This window comes from Rummeliibacillus sp. NPDC094406, from assembly GCF_044763875.1.
Classification (GTDB): domain Bacteria; phylum Bacillota; class Bacilli; order Bacillales_A; family Planococcaceae; genus Rummeliibacillus.
This window is the reverse complement of the sequence record NZ_JBIWGZ010000001.1, coordinates 44,356-64,817: the sequence shown is the minus strand read 5'-3', so window position 1 is coordinate 64,817 and position 20,462 is coordinate 44,356. Positions and strand designations below refer to the sequence as shown.

The window sequence follows — 20,462 nt, the reverse complement described above, 5'->3', positions numbered from 1 at the left end:
TATACAATGTAGATCCGACTACTTCAAAACAAAAAAGACCTTACAGGTGATATTTCTCCATGCAAGGTCTTCTCTATTAAACTAGTCGTGATTTAATGAATATTCATCATAACTTAATCTTTCTGGAACATTTAAGTTATCGTTTATTGTTTTGATGAGTTTTAATTGTTTAGCTGATAATGAATCTATCTTTTTTAATGCATCTTTTGGATTTACCATTTCTTGTGTTCCTAATCTGAAATTGTTCAAAAATAACATTTGGACTTCCTGCATATCTTGGAAATTCTTCATAATTGATAACATCACTTTGTAGTTTTCCTGAGAAAAAGATTCCCCATATTTGTCTTTGAATAGTTTTTCTTCTTCTTTCCAATATGAAGCTCGATATTTCGGCAGGTCGTAATCAAGATTTGCTTTTTCAACTACATCTTTTGTTGAAACGTTATCCATCGTAGCGTAATTAATAAAATCATCCATACTATTTTCTATATTATTTTCTCTATCAAAATCATATAAACTATCATAAATACTTTCACGATATATTGCATTATAAATTGTGGCTGGTTTCTTTAAATCAGCTAAAAATTTCTTCTTTTCTGTTAAATTTAAATGATCAATTCGCTTTACAATTTTATCGCTTATAGATTTTATTGTCTTATCATCGTTAACGTCTATTTTCTCAATATTCAAAGCTTCAGCAGATATATTCAGTGTCTTTTTAACTAAACCATAGTCTTTAGGTGAAAAATCACCATTTTCAACATAACTTTTTTTCTTATAAATAGCATTAATATTATCAATCGCTTTTTGGATTTGTTGATCGATTTTTTCTTTTTCTGCCTTACTCATACTTTGTTGAGAGGCTTTTGTTTCATTAGTAACATCTGAATGGGCAGAACATCCCGTCGCTAATAAACTTGCTGCTAGTATTGGTATTACAATCTTGTTTTTCAATATATTCTCACTATTTCTATTGTTATTAATAATTGAATCATTGACTAAATTTTAAAATGAAGGAAAATAGAAATAAAATAGCAATAGAAAAGACTATGGGTTATTCCCGTAGCCTTTTACTATATAGAGATTATCCAATCTTATGTACTAAATTATCTTCACGATATGTTTTACTTCTAGTTAACGTGATAACTTATAAGTTTTAAAGTATTGTGATCTGTGTCTTCAAAAGTCATATTAAAATCATATAGTTTATCATGCCATGAGAATTGTCCCGAAGTGTCGTAAGTACCATCTCCATTATCGATGATATGGTAGTCATCTATACTCCATGACCAATCAACGTTATCGATTTTTTCATTTTGCTCTACCGCATCTTGTACTGCTAGTTCAATGTTAGTTTCAATATCATCGGATGCTGAATCAGATGAGGAGTCACTTGAACATCCTGTTGCTAAAATAGCAAGTGCGCATACTGTTGAAAATAGTATTTTTCTCATATTATCAATTACCTCCCATCAAATATATACAATATAATGATTTCTCAATAAAGGGAACATTTATTGAGAAATTACTATATTTATGTAGAAGATAATTAAGATCCGATCTTTTTATTTAAATTTGGTCAACTTATTCAGAACAAAATCCTTCTATTGTGGGAACAGTTCACTAAGCATTGCTTTATAAAGTTATAATCCAGCTACACTGATTCTTTTTAAAAGTACGCTTTTTTCAACCTAAACATTTTACTTTTTTCGCTAAAATTAGATTAAATAACCGTAAAGGAAAGGTGAGAAAATGAGTTCAGATAGAATTAATCTTATTCGTCAAGAAGAAAAACTATATCACGACTATTGTTATGACAACTATAAACTTTTTGAACAAGGTTCATGGTTGTATAAACCTGTTACGACGATTTTGGATTTAATGGCCTATTTTGAAGAAAAGGATATCATAAAGGTACTTGACCTTGGCTGTGGTGTTGGTAGAAATAGTATTCCAATTGCACAAAAATTAAAAGTTGGCTCATATGTTGTCTGTGTTGATTTACTTGATACAGCAGTTGAAAAGTTAAGACAATATAGTAACGAATTGAATGTGCAACAAATTATTGTTCCCTATAAAGAAGATATTGCGAATTTTGTTATACAACCTAACGAATATGACTATATTATTGCTGTTTTAAGCCTAGAGCACGTTGACTCGCGGGATACCTTAGAAAAAGTTCTATTAAATATGAGAAATGGAACAAAAGTCAATGGTGTGAACTGTGTTATTGTAAATTCTGAAGTTGAGGAAGTTGATTTGGAAACGGGGGCTAAAATGGAGGCATTCATGGAAGTGAATATATCTTCTGCAGAAATGTTAAGTACACTCAGACAGGTCTATAATGGTTGGGAAGAAATATTAGTGTTACCAAAATCACTAGAATACCAAATTACACGAAAAGGAAAGCCAGTTTTATTAAAAACAACTGCAATTACTTTCGCTGTTCAAAAGAACTAATCTAATAAAAGGAATCCCATTCCTTTGGTGCTAAAGTATAATTAAAAGAAGCGACATTTCTCCATGCAAGGTCTTCTTTATTAACTAGTCGTGATTTAATGTATATTCATCATAACTTAATCTTTCTGGAACATTTAAGTTATCGTTTATTGTTTTGATGAGTTTTAATTGTTTAGCTGATAATGAATCTATCTTTTTTAATGCATCTTTTTGATTTTACTACTTCTTGTTTTTCTAATCTAAGATTATTCAAAAATAACATATGGATTTCCTGGAAATTCTTCATGATTAATAACATCGCTTTGTAGTTTTCCTGAGAATAAGAATCCCTATATATGTCTTTAAATTATTTTTCTTCCAGGACATGTTAGATATGATCCTATTAATAATAGATATTGCATTGCTTGGGTGGGCTCTATTAGTGTTAAACGTACCAAATGTAAAAGCTAAAGAAGTGCAAAGTTTTGAAATAGACAAATTTTAAGCTGAAAATGTAGATCTAACACGTAAAAAAGCACATCAACTTTATATCCATTGATGTGCATATGATGTGCATAAAAATTATCTTCTTCCATCGAGAAAAACTATCTAAATGATCTTAAAAATGATCCTATTTGCCTCATCATATTTACCCCATTTTTTATTGTTCCCGCATGGCCCATAATTGTATTTAAATGATCTGGTAATCTTTCAAATCTAGAAACATTGGGTTGTGGTTGTTGATTAGGGTTAAAGGAAGGTTGCTCCTGTCTACCTTGAAAAGGAGGTCCAAAACCTTGTAGAGGTCTAAAACCTTGTCGAGATCCAAAACCTTGTTGAGGTCCAAAACCTTGTTGAGATCTAAAACCTTGTTGAGGTCCAAAACCTTGTTGAGGTCCAAAACCTTGTTGAGGTCCAAAACCTTGTCTATATCTTGGTGGGAGTGGTCTCCTTCTAGGATCTGGTTGATTATATGGCATCAATTCACCCCCTATCAGGGTTATACTTCTAATTTAGTATATGCATGTACTTTTTTATTGATTAGACTTTCGCAGAAGTTGCTGAAAAACAATATATGTACACAGTTTTTTGAATGGACAAAAGATATGATATGTATTTTTTCAAATCCCTCAATATTAGCAGTAAAGTGATTTATGTACTTTTTATTCTGCCTCTCAGATTAGATTAAAATTTTAAAATTTCTTTATTTATATCTTATTCATGTAGCATTCTACCCTCCTATTCCCTGCATTTGAGTTATTTCCTAAAGCACAATTAAGTCAGATCGATTTCTCTTAGCTTTGCCGACAGTCTGCTCTTGATCTTTAGGATCTCCTTGTTCTAGTCTATAGTTCTTAATTTGAAAACCATGGACCATCGCCTTTACAGGTTGCCAAATAAAAAGACCGCTAGATGTGCTAATATCAAGCGATCCATTATAATCGTTCTTCCCCAATTGATTGGCTGATTCTTTTTAATTCACAATATTATGCTGTGTTAAATAGTCATAAGTAATATCGACAAACAAAAATTCTTGGCAATTTAATGCCATTGAGTAGGTACGTGTAGGTTCACTTGTCTGGATATCATTATAGATACTAGATAAATCACCTTTTACATCATTTCGTAGCTTAATCATATTTAATAGAAAGTACGGACGCCAGCTCCAGTTTTTGCCGATCGCCTCTTCCTCTATTTGCCACTCACTATTTAGTCTGACGATATTGGGTGAAGTTTGAAAGCCTTCGTCGTTACAAATGTATAAACGAAAAGCATAGTCCTCTAGTTTTTCGGCAAGTTCTATAATACTTTCGACATTTTGGCTTGTCGGATTCGTATTTTTCACCATTGTTGAAATGATTTTTTGTAGCTTATTCATTTCATTGTACTTTATTTCTAATATCTTTTTCTCTGTTGAGATAAATTGCTGACATTCGCTACGGAAACGTTCCTTTAAGACATCACGTGCAATAAAATGATTGGATGGTTTTTCTAAATACTTACCTTTAAAATACCGTGCTCCATTTTTCCACGCGTAGTGTAATTCATAGCTCGTATTAATTTGATCAAACATTAATGTTGCACCCATTTGGACTGCGAGTGTCTGAATGGTTGTAAACATATAATTTTGAGCACCCCATGCATTGTAATCCAGCCCGCTTACTTTCATTTTCAATACAGTGGGTTCTATTAGTAAAATTTGATCCAGCTTACTGTCTGAACCAATATCAGCAACTACCATTTTTGCTCCATACGTTTTAATATAGAGAATTGGATGCCGTAGCTGATTGATATCCCCACTAAATTTTTGCATTGGAATGACTAAATGAATATTTTGTAAAAGGTTCTCTTCCACTAAATCTTTTAAAACTTGAAAATAGGCATCGCCAAAGTCCATCATCAACAAATTAGGATTACATGGTAAATAAAGATTAGCTTCTTTTAAAGCATCTTTTGCGATAGTAAGTGCCTTTTTAACCATGATTAGTTCCACTTCTGCACGAATATCAGCCGGAACTGTTTCGTCATATGTAAATTCAATAATATTGAAATGTTGATCATCTTTTAATATTTGACCAATTACTTCGTATGCTACAATTACATGCTCATCTGCACTAAAGATTGGCTCAAATAATATTTCGATTTCTTCTAATCGATCGAGAAGATCAAGAACGTCCATTAGCTGGTCCCCCATTCTAACTTACTACTACTATTATATCCTACATTTTTGAAGCTGGCACTGACACAATTCTTTTAAATAATTATTTTTTCAATATAAAAACTCTCACCAATTTTATCAAGAATCAGTAAGAGTTTTTTTGATGAGTTATATAAGGTAACTAAAGAAATTGACAGACTTTGAAAAGTAAACTTTTGATTATTATTAGCTAAATCAATTCATCAATTTCATAAATGCTTTTCTATTTAAAAACCACGATCATTAAACGATTGATTTGAATAAATGATAAGCTCTTCGATGCCGCTACAGACGGACGCTTTCCGCGGGCAAGCAGCAGTTCTTTCCAGCATAGAGAGTGAAACGGTAGATGCAAGCCTCCTCCTCACTATTTTGAGGGCACTAAAAAAACAATTTACCCCTATTTTTTATAGTACAAATTTAATATAACATGAAGTGGAATCAGCTTCGCTTTCCGCGGGCGAACCGACGAGCCTCCTCGCTACGCTGTGGGGTCTCTATGGCTCGCGTTTCCGCAGGACTCTGAATGCACTTCACTGAATTGACCTCGCCGATCGTTTTGATCAAACTTTTTCACAAACCTACAACCATGACTGGAAATAGATAGTTGGGATTTTGTTAGTAATCAATTGAAATGATATGAATTAAGTAAGTGAATGGCACCGGTTATTAAATCTCCATTCCCACTTCTTCAAAAGTCGGCATATTTTTCATCATGCTACATGCTGCTTCGATAATTGGGAAGGCTAAAGCTGCTCCAGAACCTTCACCTAGACACATGTCCATCATTAACATCGGTTCTTTGCCTAAAAGTTCACTGGCTATTATTCCCCCTGGTTCTTCAGTGGCATGTGAAGTTATAAGATAATCCTTCACATTTGGTTCAATAGAAGCTGCGATTAAAGCTGAAACACTGGAAATTAAACCATCGACTACAACAGGTACCCGATTCGCTGCAGCTGCAAGCATAACGCCAGCCATTCCGGCGATTTCTAGTCCCCCGACTTTTGCCAGCACATCAATACCATCAGCTGGATTGGGTTGGTTTGTTGCAATGGCATTTCGAATGACATCTATTTTATGTGCTAATCCACCTTGCCCAAGCCCCGCGCCTCTACCTGTAATTTCTTTCGGATCGCAATTGGCTAAAACAGATAATATCGCTGTACTTGGTGTCGTATTGCCGATGCCCATTTCGCCTGTCCCTAGTAAATTAACCCCATTTTGTATTTCCGTTGTGGCAATTTCAATACCCACTTCTAAGGCTTTGATCGCTTCATCTCTTGTCATAGCAGGACCTTTTGCCATATTGTCTGTTCCTTTTTTTATTTTTCGGATAATGACTCCAGCATCACTTGGGATGTCTTCTTTTACTCCTATATCAACTGTCACAATTTTAGCACCTGAAACCTTTACGATTGTCCCGACACCTGTGATTCCTTTTGCAATATTTAAAGTTTGTTCAAAAGTCACTATTTGTGGATTATTCGTAACGCCTTCTTCATACACACCGTGATCCGCTGACATCACAATAATTGCTTTTTGGTCAATTGAAGGAAAACTCTCTCCAGTAATACCTGAAAGTTGTATTGCGATACTTTCCAATTTCCCTAGACTTTTTGGGGGTTTGATCAGGTTGTCCACTCTATGTTGAGCCTTTGCCATCATTTCTTGATCCAAGTCTTCAATTTTTTCAATAGTTTGTTGTAATAAGTTCATTTTCATCTCTCCCGAATAAAATTAAAAGCCTGCAGTTTATTTGCATTACAAATAAACCGCAGACTTTTCCATCATCTGTTCTATTCAAGTAATAAGGCAGGTCTCCTGGCTCGGGGTCAACATTTCATCAGCCTTCCCAGATAAAAATATCCAGTGGCATTTCTGATCAAACTCCCCTATACAGTGGCGGGTCCGCTGAAGACTTTCACTTCATTCCCTATTCTCCTTTTGCTAAAGGCACCTTATACTTTTATTGAATTTTCTATTAATTATATTACTAGGGAATTAGTTAGAAAGCAATAGTACTTATTTTTGAAATTCAATATCTCTAGCTTTGTTGTAATTCTTTTTGTATAATCTCTTTTATTTTTTCATTCCCCATTACACCAATAGTGAAAACATTCGATTTTTCAGAATAAATAAGCCTAAAAGTTACTCCATTTTTCAATTCTATTTCTAAAAAAATTGGTTCGTCAGTATAATCGACATCTTTTACTATTAAATTATCCCATGCTTCAATAAATTCTTTCCTGGATGAAGACGAAAAAGTATGCAATCTTCTTCCATCTTCTGTACTTTCAATGTAAATATTTTGGACATATTCTTTTAGCGGATACAATTCTTTTGCTGTTTTAGCTTTTTTGTTCTGATGCGATACATACACCTTATTATCTGCTAAAACGAGAAAAGATGATGGATATCCATTTACTTCATAAATAGCTGTTCCTTTTTCAATAAAGGCAGCATCTCCGTTTTTCATCTTATGATTATTACACGCATTATCAGCCATTTTATAAAGAACTTCGCCTATTTTCTTTCCCTTTTCAACATTCAAATTACTGCTTTCATCAGTTGGTTCCGGAAAATGGTGCTCATATTTTATGCCATGAATCATTAACACATCTACCCATTCTATTATGGCATCAGGACATTTACCAAAATAACCTATTGGCTTACTACAAGAAGCTAGAAACGTACTAAGAATAATTATTACAAGGACACTTTTAAGTTTCATCATTTTCCTCCTTGTATATTTATTGGTATTACATTCCCTCTCGCAAATTTACCTTTATCTTTATTTTATTGTAACATATGGTAATAACCTTGATAAATTCAACAAATATTTTTCTATTTATGTATGATTAATTTAAAAACTATTAGAAGCTTGGATACTCATGTGTGACATAAAAAGTTAGCGGAGGTGGAAAATGATTAAATCTCTTGGTCAAAAAATTCATATCATTGGACCTGTAGGAAGTGGAAAAACAACGATAGCGAAAAAAATCGCTTTAATTAATCAATGTAATCATTTTGAATTAGATAACATCGTTTGGATTCGTTCAGAAAATGGTGATATTCGTCGCTCAGAAAATGAAAGAGATTCAATTTTACAGCAAATCATAGAAAATCAAAAATGGGTTATTGAAGGTGCACATTATCAGATGTGGACATCACCAAGTTTAAAATCAGCAGACAGTATTATCTATTTAGAGCCTTCGTATTTCACTAGAATGTATAGAATCAATAAACGATTTATAAAACAACTATTGAAAATTGAACAAGCCAATTATAATCCTACATTTAAAATGCTGAGAAAGATGTTTGAGTGGAGTAAATTCCACGAAAAAAAGGGCAAACATTTAATCCAAGAAACGCTTAATCAATATCAAGATAAAGTGATTTTGATAAAATCAAAAAAGGATTTAAATAGGTTGTTAGAAGAGGCAATTTCATAATTCAAAATTAAATTGTATATCCAGAAAAATATTCGTGTTTTTAAACTAGAAAAGCATTATGAAATTGACTCAGAATACTAGTTTTTTTATCTTTATTTAGTATAAAATACAAAATATATAAAATGAAACATTTGTAATGAAACTGTAAATTCCACTTGCCAAGCCTTTCATATCAAGCTTTTATCCTTCCTTGGATTAGGTAGGGAAAATTTTACCTCATAGAACCCTCCGTTTTTATTGCTAACATTAAGTTTGTAAAGAGCACACAGGAGGTACTCAAACACATGAAAAAACAATTTCTAACAACAAGTATTGCACTTACAATAGGTTTAAGCACATTTGGTGGGATATTACCAGCAACAAATCAGGCAATGGATGTTAAGGCTGCAACCACTACAAATGTTCAACATAACGATCAAGCTGTCGCTGCGAAGGCAGACCAACTAATCCAAACCGGAAAAAGTTTAATAGGTCAAGCAACGTATAGTAATACCGTGTACAAGCCAACTTATCCTTACAAATTCTCTTGCGCTTCATTTATCATGTACATTTTCGAGAAAAACGGTGTAGATTTAGCTACTTATAACGAAGATTATATGATTCAACAAGGTACTTATGTTCCAAGAAATCAATTACAAAAAGGCGATTTATTATTCTTTAAGAGTAAAACAACAGGAACAGATCCAGATCATGTAGGAATGTATATTGGTGACAACAAAATGATTCACATGGCTGACTCTAAGCAAAACATCGTCATTTCTGATTTGAATAGCAAGCCATATTATACGGATAATTATGTATCGGCACGTAGAGTTTTACCTACTTTGCTTCCATCTAATCCTGCAACAAAAGGTGATACGATTGTTCAAAATGCTTTTGATTACAAAGATAAAGTTACAATGAGTACAACTAATGATGAAAAGAATTTACGTTTCACTGGTCCTGGTTTTGTAAACTATGTTTATAAAAAAAGTGGCGTAAATCTTGGTACAACAAACTTAAAAGATCAAATGAATCTTGGAACTACTGTTTCACGAAATAGTCTTAAAAAAGGTGATTTAGTGTTCTTTAATAGTGTACCGGGATCTTCTACACCTTCTCAGGTAGCCATCTATGCCGGCGATCAACGTTTAATCATTCCAAGTTCTAGTGGTATTACTACAAGAGTAATGTTTGTTGACTATTATAATCAACACTACATTAAAGCAAAACGAGTTTTTTAATATATTTTAACGTTAAATTTGCAGCAAAAACTTTCATGTGTAATTAGATTACTATGGAAGTATGAAAATTATTTTCAAAGAATAAAAGAAGCATTCTTTTAATGAAGGATGCTTCTTTTTTTCGTTCTACTAGTTCTCTTTTAAGTTCTTTGCAAATTCAATCATAGACCTACTAGACATTGGGCCTTTTATCAACAATATTGTATCAGCATCGAGAATTGGCTTCACTATATCTATTATTCCTTTCACATTTTCAAAAATATGAACTTCTGCATTTGTTCCCTCCTTTTTAGCTTGAATTGCTATTTCTTCTGCTTTCTTTCCAATAGTAATCAGCATATGAACATTTCTTTTGGCAATCATCGTACCGATTTCACGATGGTATTTTTTTTCGAAGTTCCCTAATCGATTAATATCTCCAAGTACGAGAATTACCTTCTTATCTTTTCCTATTGTATCTAAAACCTTCAGAGCTGCTTCAACAGATGTTGGGTTATTTGTCCAAGTATCGTCAATAATTGTACTTTCACCTATTCCAGTTGAAAATTCTAGATGTCTTGGCATATGTTTAAATGTCTTTAATCGAGCAATCGCCTTATCGATGGGTATACCCATTTCTATTACAGCAGCAATGGCAGCTAATGCATTGTATACTTGGTGTTCACCGTATCCAGGTACAAACACAGTATATGTTTTATTCGATAAATGGAGTTGAAATTTCATACCGTTTTTTATAAATTGACTATTGGAGGCTTTGATATCCGATTGTTCTTGTATACCAAAACGAATAATTTTGCCTTTAAAGTTTTGCAATCGGATTTTTTTTGTATTTTCATCATCTGCATTAATAATTAATGTACCTTTATTTGATAATCCCTCTACAATTTCTGATTTTGCTTTTATATAACCTTCTAGATTATTGCATCCATCTAAATGATGCACACCGATATTTGTAATGATACCGATTGTAGGTTTGTAATTCATACATTGATACAAAATATTTCCAGAGTTTCCTAGACCAAGCTCGAATACAGCAGCTTCTGTTGTTTCATCTATACCAGTTAAATAGGGCAATGTTTGACGCGGTTCATTTTTACTACTAATAGATGCTTGCACATTCCAATCTTGAGTTAGAATATGTTTAATCATTTCTTTTGTAGTTGTTTTCCCACATGTTCCAGTTAACGCGACGACAGGGATTTGAAAAAGCCCTCGGTAATACTCGACAAATGTCCAGTAAGCTTGCAAAACATTCTTCACTTTTATAACTGTAGTATTAGAAAGTACTTGTTTTAATTCTGATGTAGGCTTATCTGAAATGACAAGTGATGGGCCCTTATTGTCGATTAATCGCCAGTTGATTAAATCACTTTTATTAACAAATATTAGTGTGTTAGGATGGATCAGATCATGTCGATCATAATAGATAGCATGCTTGACATGCCAATCCACTGAACCATTTACTAATTCTCCACGCAGTATTTTTTGAATATTTTTCACATATAATGGTCGCAATATAACACCTTCTTCTGAAATAGTTTGAACATCATTTTGGAATGAATGGATTCAAATACATTATTTTGAGGTATTTCTAATATTTAATATCGTTTTATACATTGTTTTATCTTCCAAATCATTAAACATTTGAATATCAGGAACCTTATTACCTTCAAAAATCCATAATTCTCCTTTTTTTGTTATACCTATGTCAAAACCAATTATATTAAGCCCTGCATTGTTTTCCACTAACAAATCTGTAGCAATCTTGCAAATCTTGTTCAATCGATATTCGATTTTTTTGATATCAACTCGTGTCATCTTTGCATCATACAAAGCTTTTTCTAATGTAAGTAATTTTTTCGCTGCATTTGTAATAATAAACTGTTTCCCAGCGACTTTTACGAGCTTACCAGTTATTTTCCAAATTCCATCTGTTTTCTGCAATACAACACGTATATCAATTAGACTTTTGTTGATTGTAGCCAATGCAATTCTTTGTTGTACAATATACTCGTTTTTGGTAAGTAGGTTCTTTTTAATATACTTAAAAGCTCTTTTCATGCTTGGTTGTATTATTTTCCTAGTATCAGTATGAATTTCATATGTGGAGTCGCTTTTACTTCGAATTTGAATAACGCCTATGCCATTTTGTCCGACACACGGCTTTAAAATGATCGATTTATAGCGTTGTAAATAAAGGCGGAATGTTTCTGGAGTGAGTAATTCTGTATTAGGCAAATATTTAGGGAGCTTACGATTTCTTCTTAGTTCATGATACTGACTCCATTTACTGTTTGAAAGATGCAAGACCGAATCGAAAATCCATATATCACCATATAAATCACACGCTATATCTAGCACAATGGTATGGCAATCTGAGAACGATTCCCCTAGCTTTGTAGAGGCACAAATGGCGATCTCCTGTATTTTTTTGTAAAAGAATGCAGAAACGAAAGTAGCGAGGGTTGAACGTATCTTTTTTGTTTGTGATGCTAGATACCATTCAGATGATGGAGTATTTCTTTGCATTGTTACAAACTGTCGAAATAATTGATGTGTCGTTGGTGACTTTTGAATAATATAATATTGTTGTGTCGTTTCTTTTTTCAAAGCAGTATAGAGTGCTTCTTTATCAATGACAGATGATATTTTGCTATTTGTTTTTATGTGGTATTGATTATTTTTTTGAAAAATAGAAATTTCTTCTGTACCGTATACTGATTTAACTACAATTGGCTCACGTTCGTTCAACATTGTTGTTAAAGATTGCTCTGATAAAAGTTCCGTTTTTACGAGATGTTTTCTTAATTTTTCATCAGCAAATAATATTTTATATTGATTAATTCTCCCTCTACTAGATTTCATTTCTTATTCCCCCTGTTCTAGAGAAACCCTCGGCTATTTGGAGGCAACTGAAAAAGTGAAGTAACACAAATATTTACAGTATATATTGAATAAAGTGGAATTAGCTCCGCTTTCCGTGGCGGCGAACTGACGAGCCTCCTCGGGGCAACAGGATGTTGGTCACGGAGTCGTTGCCACAGGACGTGGCGTTCTTAGACTCCGTTCCTTAACTGCGGGGTCTCGTCTAGTCCGTTTTCCCACAGGAGTCTCCGCAAATTCCACTTCAACTAAGATGGCCACACAAGTTTTTTATCATAAAAATCCAGCTGTTTTTAATTTTTCATTGCCCTCAGTTATTTAAACCGAGAGTTTCACTACTATTACAAAGTCTGACACCCTAAAGCAACTATTGAACCTTGTGGAACAGAGACTGAACCATTTTGATCGAAGAAGTTTTTGATTACAAAGCATTTAACTTTGTCTTGTGCAATTTGATCTATAAAAATAGCTTTAAAAAGATATACTTTCTTGCCAATCATTCCTGTACCTTTTACAGATATGACACAGTTCTGCCCTTCCTTTTTACATTTAACAGAAGTGATCGAAATGGCCTTAAACAAGAAGCTAAATTTATTTGGTGTTTCTTTATCTTTAAATTCTAGACAGAGTGTAGAAGAAGCAAGCTTTGTCACACAAATGTCCGCTCGGTATGTCAAATTCCCTTTAATTGTCCCTTTTACCCCTTTAAATTTAACATTATGGCATTTTTTCTTTGCTTTTACTTTTACACCACAAGGACACATTACGCCCATAACTCTTCCTCCTTTCTTCGTATATTATTACAATTTATTATCTTACTACTCTAGAAGGCACTGTGTTTGTCACCTATATCATAAAAGATTTTCTTTAATGAGTTGCTAAAAAAACCCTCTGAATAGTATCTTATTCTGAGGGATTAGATGACTTTTTTAAATTTTTTGCCAATTCATGCACTGGCTTACTATACATATCCCCTTTTATTAATATAATAGTATTGTTATCCACAATTTTAAGTAGTAATTGATAAGCTAGTATATCATTTTTAAAGGAATACACGGGTATGTCCATTCCTAATTTCACTGCATGTTCGGCCATAATTTTTGCGTGCTGACCAATGGTGATTAGCACATCCACACCAATATCATGGATCAATTCCCCTGCCTGCTCATGAATTCTGTATCCACTTGCCCCTAAATCAGTAATTGTACCAATGATTGCCACCTTTTTTTTACTTGTTCCGAGTTCATTTAATACTTCTAATGCAGCCTGTAAGGAAGTTGTTGTAATACTCCAGGTATCATCAATTAGGATTGAATCATTGATGCCTTCAAAGATTTGTAGGTGTTTATTCAAATGTTGGAACGAATCTAATCGAATAGCAGCTTTTGATATGGCTACACCCATTTGATAAACAGCAGCAATTGAAGCAAGCGCGTTATATACTTGATGCTCTCCAAATCCAGGTACGAAAATATCATATTTTTTCTTTTTGTGATGCAGAGTAAATTTCATACCGTTTCGTTTATAGCGAATTTGACTTGCTCTAAAATCACAGGACTCATGTTTACCAATTTTAATAATACGTCCTCTAAATTTCGACATATCAATTTTACTTGTATTAACATCCTCTGAGTTTATGATCAGTACACCATTATTTTCAATTACCTCTAAAATTTCTCCCTTCGCTTCGATATACCCATCTAATGTCTTGCAAAAATTTAAATGATGTTCGCCAATATTTGTTATAATCCCGATTGTTGGTTTAAAGTATTTTCCTGCATTTCTTATATCCCCAGGTGAGCCAACAGGAGTCTCTATAATCGCTGCATCAGTCTCATCCTCTATGCTAAGTAAATACTGTAAAAAAGCTGTTCGAGAATTATTACTGAGAGTTGTTGCGGTAATTTTTTTATCAAAAGTAAGAATATGTTTAATCATCTCTTTTGTCGTTGTCTTTCCGGATGTTCCAGTAATGGCCACAACAGGAAGTTGAAATTGGCTACGATAGAAGAGTACAAACTTCCAGTAGGCTTCTTCTGCGTTCACTACTTTAATGAGGATTACATCTTTAGGTAGCTCTTTTTTTTTATATTCACAGTCTGTCACAAGTATTAGAGGTGAATATGGTTCAAGCATTTCCCAACCAGTAATTCGTACACTTGAAAATAGGGTTGTATTAGGATTTTTAACTTGTTTTAGTCGATATGCGCCGTACTGGATGATCTGATCTATTGAACCTTGCATTAAGTCTCCTGAAACAATTGCTACTAATTCTTTTACTTTTAGAGGTTTTATATCAATTCACACTCCTTTCTTACTATAGTATATGCACCTCGACTAAAGTAGATTGGGTATAGCTATGATATATAACCAGATTTAAGCTATTTCTAATCATATATATAAGAAGAGGATTACCAATTGGAGGAGAGAACTAGTTGAAAACCATTATATTTATCGGTACTAACAAATCAGGGTCAAGTCGAGAAGCTGTTAGAGCAGCAGAAAAATTGGGTTACTTAACGGTGCTGTTCACAAACAGGGAAAAGCAGTTACAACAGAGAAAAGAATACCCAGATGTTCATAAAATGATTTTCATCGATACATCAAATTTAGAAAAAATGAGGGCAGAAATTAGAAATTTACGTTTAACTGGATTCGAGATTAAAACAATTGTTAGTTTTGTAGACCCATTTGTTCATATCGCCTCTGTATTATGTGATGAATTTTGTCATAACCTTACCTCAACAAAAGCCATTGAAATAATGGAGGATAAAGAGAAGACAAGAAACTTCTTAAAAGATCAACCATATTCCCCTATGTTTTATTCTATTAGACCAAATCAATCATTTTCCTATAAAACCGAATATCCGTTGATTGTAAAATCTCCAAAATCAACAGGATCTAAAGATGTGCTGTTAGCGACTAATAAAAGTCAGCTAGAAAACCATCTCCAAGTGCTCCAAAGCAAAAACCCAAATGAAACAATCATCATCGAAGAGTTTATTGAAGGTCCGCAATACCTAGTCGAAGCACTAGTCTATCAGGAGAAAAACCACATTATCGGCATTTTTGAACAAGAAATTAGGAACGGTAAACGTTTTATCATTACTGGCTATGGTTTACTTGCAAATGTTCCAGATGATATTCAAACAGGCATTGAAAAAGTACTCCAATCAATCGTTAATAAATTTGGAATTCAAAATGGAGCACTACATTTAGAACTTCGGTTAACAAAAAATGGTTGGAAACTTATTGAGATTAATCCAAGAATCTCAGGTGGGGCCATGAATAGTATGATTCTCGCTGCATTCGGATTTAGTTTAGTAGAAGAAACACTAAAATTGTTTTTAGGTGAAAAACCTAATGTGGAAGCAAAGCACAGAAAGTTCATCTTTACAAAATATGTAACTGTTAATCGAAAAGGAATTTTGGAAAAAGTGATTGGGAAAACAAGAGCTTCAAAAGCAGCCGGTGTAGTGGAGGTATATGTAAAACCTAAAAGAGGGGCAACATTAAGTCCACCGTTATCTATGGGACATCGTTATGCATATGTCATTGCCGAAGGAGCCTCTTTGGCAGAAGCCGAAAACAACGCCAATGCTGCTGCGAAGGAAATACAGTTCATTTTAAAGGTGTAAAATAAATTTGCAAAAATAGAATAAATTGAATGAAAGTCATTTTATTCTTAAATATATACTTAACGATTTATTATGATCAAAAGCACTTAAATAGCCCATTTTACACTTTTTCAAATATTAGCCTACAAAATGAAAAACCCGAAGATTCCATTTTCCAATGGGCATACACTCGGGTTTTTTATTATTATTCTTTATATGTTTCATCCAGGAATTTAACTGTTTCAAACATATTCGTTTTACTAGCACCCTTTACAAGGATTGTGTCTTCTTTTCTCACGACTTTCTCAAGTAGTACATGCAATTCATCCTTATTTATAAAGTGATATACATTTTTTTTGTCCATTCCTTTTGCAATAGCGGCTTCTCCCATTTCCTCTGTTCGAAATCCATAAGTAATTAAGATATCAATTCCTTGTTCATAAATGTAGTCGCCCACTTTACGATATTCTTCTTCTCTTAAATCTCCTAATTCCCTCATTTGTCCTATGATGGCGATTTTTCGTTTCTTTGCTATGTTCGTGAGCACATCAATAGCAGCCCTTACGCCTTGGGGATGTGAGTGAACAGTGTCATCAATCACGGTAATTTGATCTTGCAAGTTATATAGTGTTAGCCTTCTTGGAGGTTTTTTGAAATTAAGACCCTTTTTAATTTCATTAGGCGTAAACCCTAAATAATCGGCAACTGCAATGGCATTGAGCGCATTGTATACATGATGTTCTCCTAATATTGGAATAAACAGTTCTATCTCCTTACCTTTTAACTTCATCTTAAAGGCCATGCCATTGCCTTTATAATGAATATCATAGGCCCTATAGTTAGCTTCAGAATGTATACCGACTGTTAATATTTCTCCTTTAAATGAATTTGTCGATAAATACTTCGAATTTTCGTCATCCTTGTTCAGAACAAGTAAACCTTTTTGGTTCATTCCATGTATTAATTCAGACTTTGCCTTTGCCACGCCTTTAATATCTCCATTAAAGTTTCCAACATGTGCAAGACCTACATTTGTTACGATACTGATATTTGGTTGAATAATGCTACAGTGGCTTGTAATAATCCCTGGATATGCCATTCCATATTCGAGAACAACTGCTTGGTGTGACTTATTAATCTCTTCCGCATGTTTTTTTGTATGTTCGGTCGTATTCCAATAATCTTTTGATTCAAAAACATTCCATTTTGTTGAGAGAATAGAACCAAGGAATGCCTTTGAAGTTGTTTTCCCTGCACTACCGGTAATGGCGATAATGGGTAATCCTAATTTTGTATCTAAGTATTTGGACTTTTGTTTCATAATTTCATTTTTAATTTGTTTCTGATTTTCTGCTAAATATTTTGCATATTGAATATTATGGATCACGACATCTAGTTCTAAATAAAATGCAGGTGGACAGCCAGGTCGCCAGTTTACTTCGTACATCCAAATTTTTAGATTTTCATCTAATCCAACATCAATGCCAATTTCATCAATCACTTCTCCAAATTGCTCCATCTGAATTTCGTCTAAATGATGTGCTAATGACAATGAAAAATGCTCTAGCATTCGCCGAATATCAAACGCTTTTTCTTTAAATTCCTGTTCCAAAAACGGATCTAAATAATTCGTAAAACCACCATTGTTAATATTAGGAATAATCGATCCACTCGGTGCTACGCGTGGATAAATAGTCGTTATAACCCATTTTCCTTCTCCATTTTTTTGTACGTGGAGCCGGAAATCATAGACTTGGCCTGATTTCATCTTTGATTGGATATATGGCTGTACAATAAATGTTCCTGTAGTAAGCTGATCAGCTAATAATTTATCTACCTGATTCTTTGTATATAAACTATTTTCAGTATCCTTCCTTACTTCAAAATTTCTTCCTATTTTTGAAATAAAATAGATTCCCTTTCCTTTTCGTCCATCTATGGGTTTAAACACAACTTTGTTGTTATTAATGAGATACCTATGAAAGTCCTCAACATTTTTTACTATTTTTGAAGGAATTACATATTTTTCGAATTCCTTTGCTTCGATAAGTCTCTCCATAACATTCCATTTATTCCCGATAGAGTTAGTTGTAAAGGGAATTTCTTCTTTCAGTTTCTCTATAATCCCTTTAGATACTGCTAGTTTTTCTGGACTTCCCGCATTATAAATAACATCTGGGAATGGCATTACTCTTTCCTGCCATACTCCTTCTTCTAATACCTTACCTCTTATAGTACGGTTGACAAAATTAACACTCCTAGGTGTAAAGTAAAACAACTGAACTCCCTCTGCCTTTGCAACTGCTGCATATGCATATGACTTAATTACCGTTTTTGGATTCAAACGATGATGTAACATGCCAATAATTGTCATCCAACAATCTCCCTTCTTTTGAAATCACTTTCTATTAAATTCAAGCAATGCAACTTGCATATGGACAGATGTTCCAGTTTTAAATTAAATCAGGAGTTATTGTGGCTTCGCTACCATTTGGGCTCCAATATGATTTTCTTTATTAAGAGATCATGACTTAAAAGTTGAATACCTGATATATATTCTAAATCAAAGGATTTTTTAGTGGATGTTCTCTCTAATCTCACTATCTCTGTATGCAAATTCGTATCATGCCCTTCATAATCAAGAGCACGTAACAATGAAACAGTCACAATACATTGTTCTCTATCAATAGATTCAATTCGAAAAAATTCTGTTTCAAAGTGGTTAACAGTATCAACAATTCTTAAATGAGTTCCATTATTCGTTATGAAGAAAAAGGGAATGGTGTCTGTTCCAACTAGTTTTAAGAGTAAGTGACCAAAATATTTAGTCTGCGAATCCACTATCATATCCTGGAGCTCTTTTAGTTCAAATAGCGCTACACATAACCAATGCTTATTAGCATTCTCAATGCTCAATTTCTTTCTCAACTCCTCCATTGTCCAATCAATACTTTTAAAAAATGAAATTGTATATCAGAATTCTTTCTTATTTATTTTATGTATAAATTTTGAATATGTTAAGAAATCTAATTCCTACTTTGCTCCAAATGTAGAGGTACATTTACATAGGACCATTTCCTTCACTAGTGGGATAAAAAATTAATGAAGCCAGATTTGGAAGTTCCGCTACAGACAGGCACTTTCCACGGGCTTGGGTTCGATCTATTCGACACTAGGTTTAGTAAACTGAAAAGTGTTCTAATGCAAATATTAATAGTATTAATCTGGTATTGAATGAAGTGGAATTAGCTCCTCTTTCCGTGGGCGAACTGACGAGACTCCTCGCTTCGCTGTGGGGTCTCGTCTAGCTCGTATTCCCACAGGAGTCTCCGCTAATTCCACTTCAACGAAGATAGCTATACTAGATTTTTACATAAATTTAATTTTTTTCTTTTTCAGTGCACTCCTCGCTTTCCCGCAGAACATGAATGAACATTACTAAATGAACATCTCACAAAGAAAATGCGAATTCATTTTCGAGGACTCTTCTCTAATTACTCATCAACAAAGATAGCTATACAAGATTTTTATTATTAACCATCATCTTTTCTGCTTTTCAAGTGTATTGCACGTTCCTACAGGGCTTTCATCTCAAGCTTTTCCCGTAGGACTATGAATGAACTTCACTGAATTAACATCTCACAAATGAATTACGAATTCATTTATTTCTAGAATAAACAATTTTTAACATCTTTGGTTATAGCTTGATCAGAGAAAATCCTAAGAAGATGAAACAAAAGCGTATATTTATAAGCCGTTTAAAAAGAAAATTCTTGAAACTAATTTCTTCATTCTAACGTATAAGAATTATATAAAAAGGAGGCGACCTTTATGGATGGAAAGGGTTGTATTAAGTGTGGGAGTCAAGATGCTGCTAAGAAAGAAGTTGCAATGACTGGAACGGGTCTGTCTAAAATGTTTGATGTTCAGCATAATCAGTTTATCGTGGTTTATTGTAGGAACTGTGGCTATTCAGAGTTCTATAATAAAAATTCATCAACCGCATCCAATATACTGGATTTATTCTTTGGATAATTTGATCTGTTGAATATGAGCATTTTAAATCATAGGAGTAGCTTCTTGAAATAATGAAAATCTCCATGTTTACTAAAGTTAATAAAAGCATAATACTATGATTTGAAGGAAA

At 33.4% G+C, this 20,462-nt stretch carries 17 protein-coding genes and 1 riboswitch; of the genes, 5 read left to right on the top strand and 12 right to left on the bottom strand.

Annotation, left to right across the window (positions count from 1 at the left end; all coding sequences use genetic code 11):
• Positions 1-81: 81 nt before the first annotated feature.
• Both ACIQ4I_RS00285 and ACIQ4I_RS00280 read right to left on the bottom strand, forming a co-directional pair.
• Positions 82-954 (bottom strand): hypothetical protein, encoded by an 873-nt coding sequence (locus tag ACIQ4I_RS00285; RefSeq protein ID WP_403091749.1) that lies wholly within the window; start codon positions 952-954, stop codon positions 82-84.
• Between the two features lie 176 nt (positions 955-1,130).
• Positions 1,131-1,454, bottom strand: a complete 324-nt coding sequence (locus tag ACIQ4I_RS00280; RefSeq protein ID WP_403091748.1) for a hypothetical protein — start codon at positions 1,452-1,454, stop codon at positions 1,131-1,133.
• A 298-nt stretch (positions 1,455-1,752) separates the two neighbouring features.
• Between ACIQ4I_RS00280 and ACIQ4I_RS00275 the strand changes: the two genes are divergently transcribed.
• Complete coding sequence (locus ACIQ4I_RS00275; RefSeq protein WP_403091746.1) at positions 1,753-2,460, top strand: class I SAM-dependent methyltransferase; 708 nt, start codon at positions 1,753-1,755, stop codon at positions 2,458-2,460.
• Between the two features lie 584 nt (positions 2,461-3,044).
• Here ACIQ4I_RS00275 and ACIQ4I_RS00270 read toward each other — a convergent pair.
• The 4 genes from ACIQ4I_RS00270 to ACIQ4I_RS00255 all read right to left on the bottom strand — a co-directional run bounded on the left by ACIQ4I_RS00270 (position 3,045) and on the right by ACIQ4I_RS00255 (position 7,871).
• Positions 3,045-3,419 (bottom strand): hypothetical protein, encoded by a 375-nt coding sequence (locus ACIQ4I_RS00270; protein WP_403091745.1) that lies wholly within the window; start codon positions 3,417-3,419, stop codon positions 3,045-3,047.
• A gap of 494 nt (positions 3,420-3,913) precedes the next feature.
• Complete coding sequence (locus tag ACIQ4I_RS00265; RefSeq protein WP_403091743.1) at positions 3,914-5,119, bottom strand: EAL-associated domain-containing protein; 1,206 nt, start codon at positions 5,117-5,119, stop codon at positions 3,914-3,916.
• 687 nt (positions 5,120-5,806) lie between these two features.
• The gene (gene cobT / locus ACIQ4I_RS00260) at positions 5,807-6,856 is read right to left on the bottom strand and encodes a nicotinate-nucleotide--dimethylbenzimidazole phosphoribosyltransferase (RefSeq protein ID WP_403091741.1); all 1,050 of its coding nucleotides are present in this window, start codon (positions 6,854-6,856) and stop codon (positions 5,807-5,809) included.
• 78 nt (positions 6,857-6,934) lie between these two features.
• Positions 6,935-7,116, bottom strand: a riboswitch (cobalamin riboswitch).
• 68 nt (positions 7,117-7,184) lie between these two features.
• Positions 7,185-7,871: a hypothetical protein gene (locus tag ACIQ4I_RS00255; protein WP_403091739.1), complete on the bottom strand. Its 687-nt coding sequence runs from the start codon at positions 7,869-7,871 to the stop codon at positions 7,185-7,187.
• Between the two features lie 193 nt (positions 7,872-8,064).
• Between ACIQ4I_RS00255 and ACIQ4I_RS00250 the strand changes: the two genes are divergently transcribed.
• Complete coding sequence (locus ACIQ4I_RS00250) at positions 8,065-8,592, top strand: P-loop NTPase family protein (RefSeq protein ID WP_403091738.1); 528 nt, start codon at positions 8,065-8,067, stop codon at positions 8,590-8,592.
• A 284-nt stretch (positions 8,593-8,876) separates the two neighbouring features.
• Entirely contained in the window at positions 8,877-9,815 is a 939-nt protein-coding gene (locus tag ACIQ4I_RS00245) for a C40 family peptidase (protein WP_403091736.1), read from the top strand.
• Positions 9,816-9,944: 129 nt separating this feature from the next.
• Here the strand turns inward: ACIQ4I_RS00245 and ACIQ4I_RS00240 are convergent, their stop codons facing one another.
• The 4 genes from ACIQ4I_RS00240 to ACIQ4I_RS00225 form a co-directional block, all read right to left on the bottom strand.
• On the bottom strand, positions 9,945-11,330 hold the full coding sequence (locus tag ACIQ4I_RS00240; protein ID WP_403091734.1) for a UDP-N-acetylmuramoyl-tripeptide--D-alanyl-D-alanine ligase: 1,386 nt from the start codon (positions 11,328-11,330) through the stop codon (positions 9,945-9,947).
• Positions 11,331-11,390: 60 nt separating this feature from the next.
• Positions 11,391-12,680, bottom strand: coding sequence for a YheC/YheD family protein (locus ACIQ4I_RS00235; RefSeq protein WP_403091732.1), 1,290 nt, complete (start codon positions 12,678-12,680; stop codon positions 11,391-11,393).
• 359 nt (positions 12,681-13,039) lie between these two features.
• Positions 13,040-13,471 carry a hypothetical protein gene (locus ACIQ4I_RS00230; RefSeq protein ID WP_403091730.1) on the bottom strand — a complete coding sequence of 144 codons (432 nt, stop codon included), beginning with the start codon at positions 13,469-13,471 and terminating at the stop codon, positions 13,040-13,042.
• A 130-nt stretch (positions 13,472-13,601) separates the two neighbouring features.
• Positions 13,602-14,942, bottom strand: coding sequence for a Mur ligase family protein (locus tag ACIQ4I_RS00225; protein ID WP_403091728.1), 1,341 nt, complete (start codon positions 14,940-14,942; stop codon positions 13,602-13,604).
• A gap of 191 nt (positions 14,943-15,133) precedes the next feature.
• On the opposite strand from ACIQ4I_RS00225, the gene ACIQ4I_RS00220 reads away from it, so the two are divergent.
• Entirely contained in the window at positions 15,134-16,336 is a 1,203-nt protein-coding gene (locus ACIQ4I_RS00220; RefSeq protein WP_403091727.1) for an ATP-grasp domain-containing protein, read from the top strand.
• A gap of 184 nt (positions 16,337-16,520) precedes the next feature.
• Here the strand turns inward: ACIQ4I_RS00220 and ACIQ4I_RS00215 are convergent, their stop codons facing one another.
• Positions 16,521-18,689: a YheC/YheD family protein gene (locus ACIQ4I_RS00215; protein ID WP_403091725.1), complete on the bottom strand. Its 2,169-nt coding sequence runs from the start codon at positions 18,687-18,689 to the stop codon at positions 16,521-16,523.
• A gap of 110 nt (positions 18,690-18,799) precedes the next feature.
• The gene (locus ACIQ4I_RS00210; RefSeq protein WP_403091724.1) at positions 18,800-19,243 is read right to left on the bottom strand and encodes a hypothetical protein; all 444 of its coding nucleotides are present in this window, start codon (positions 19,241-19,243) and stop codon (positions 18,800-18,802) included.
• A gap of 903 nt (positions 19,244-20,146) precedes the next feature.
• Here ACIQ4I_RS00210 and ACIQ4I_RS00205 point away from each other — a divergent pair.
• The gene (locus ACIQ4I_RS00205) at positions 20,147-20,350 is read left to right on the top strand and encodes a zinc ribbon domain-containing protein (RefSeq protein WP_403091722.1); all 204 of its coding nucleotides are present in this window, start codon (positions 20,147-20,149) and stop codon (positions 20,348-20,350) included.
• The last annotated feature ends 112 nt before the right edge of the window (positions 20,351-20,462 follow it).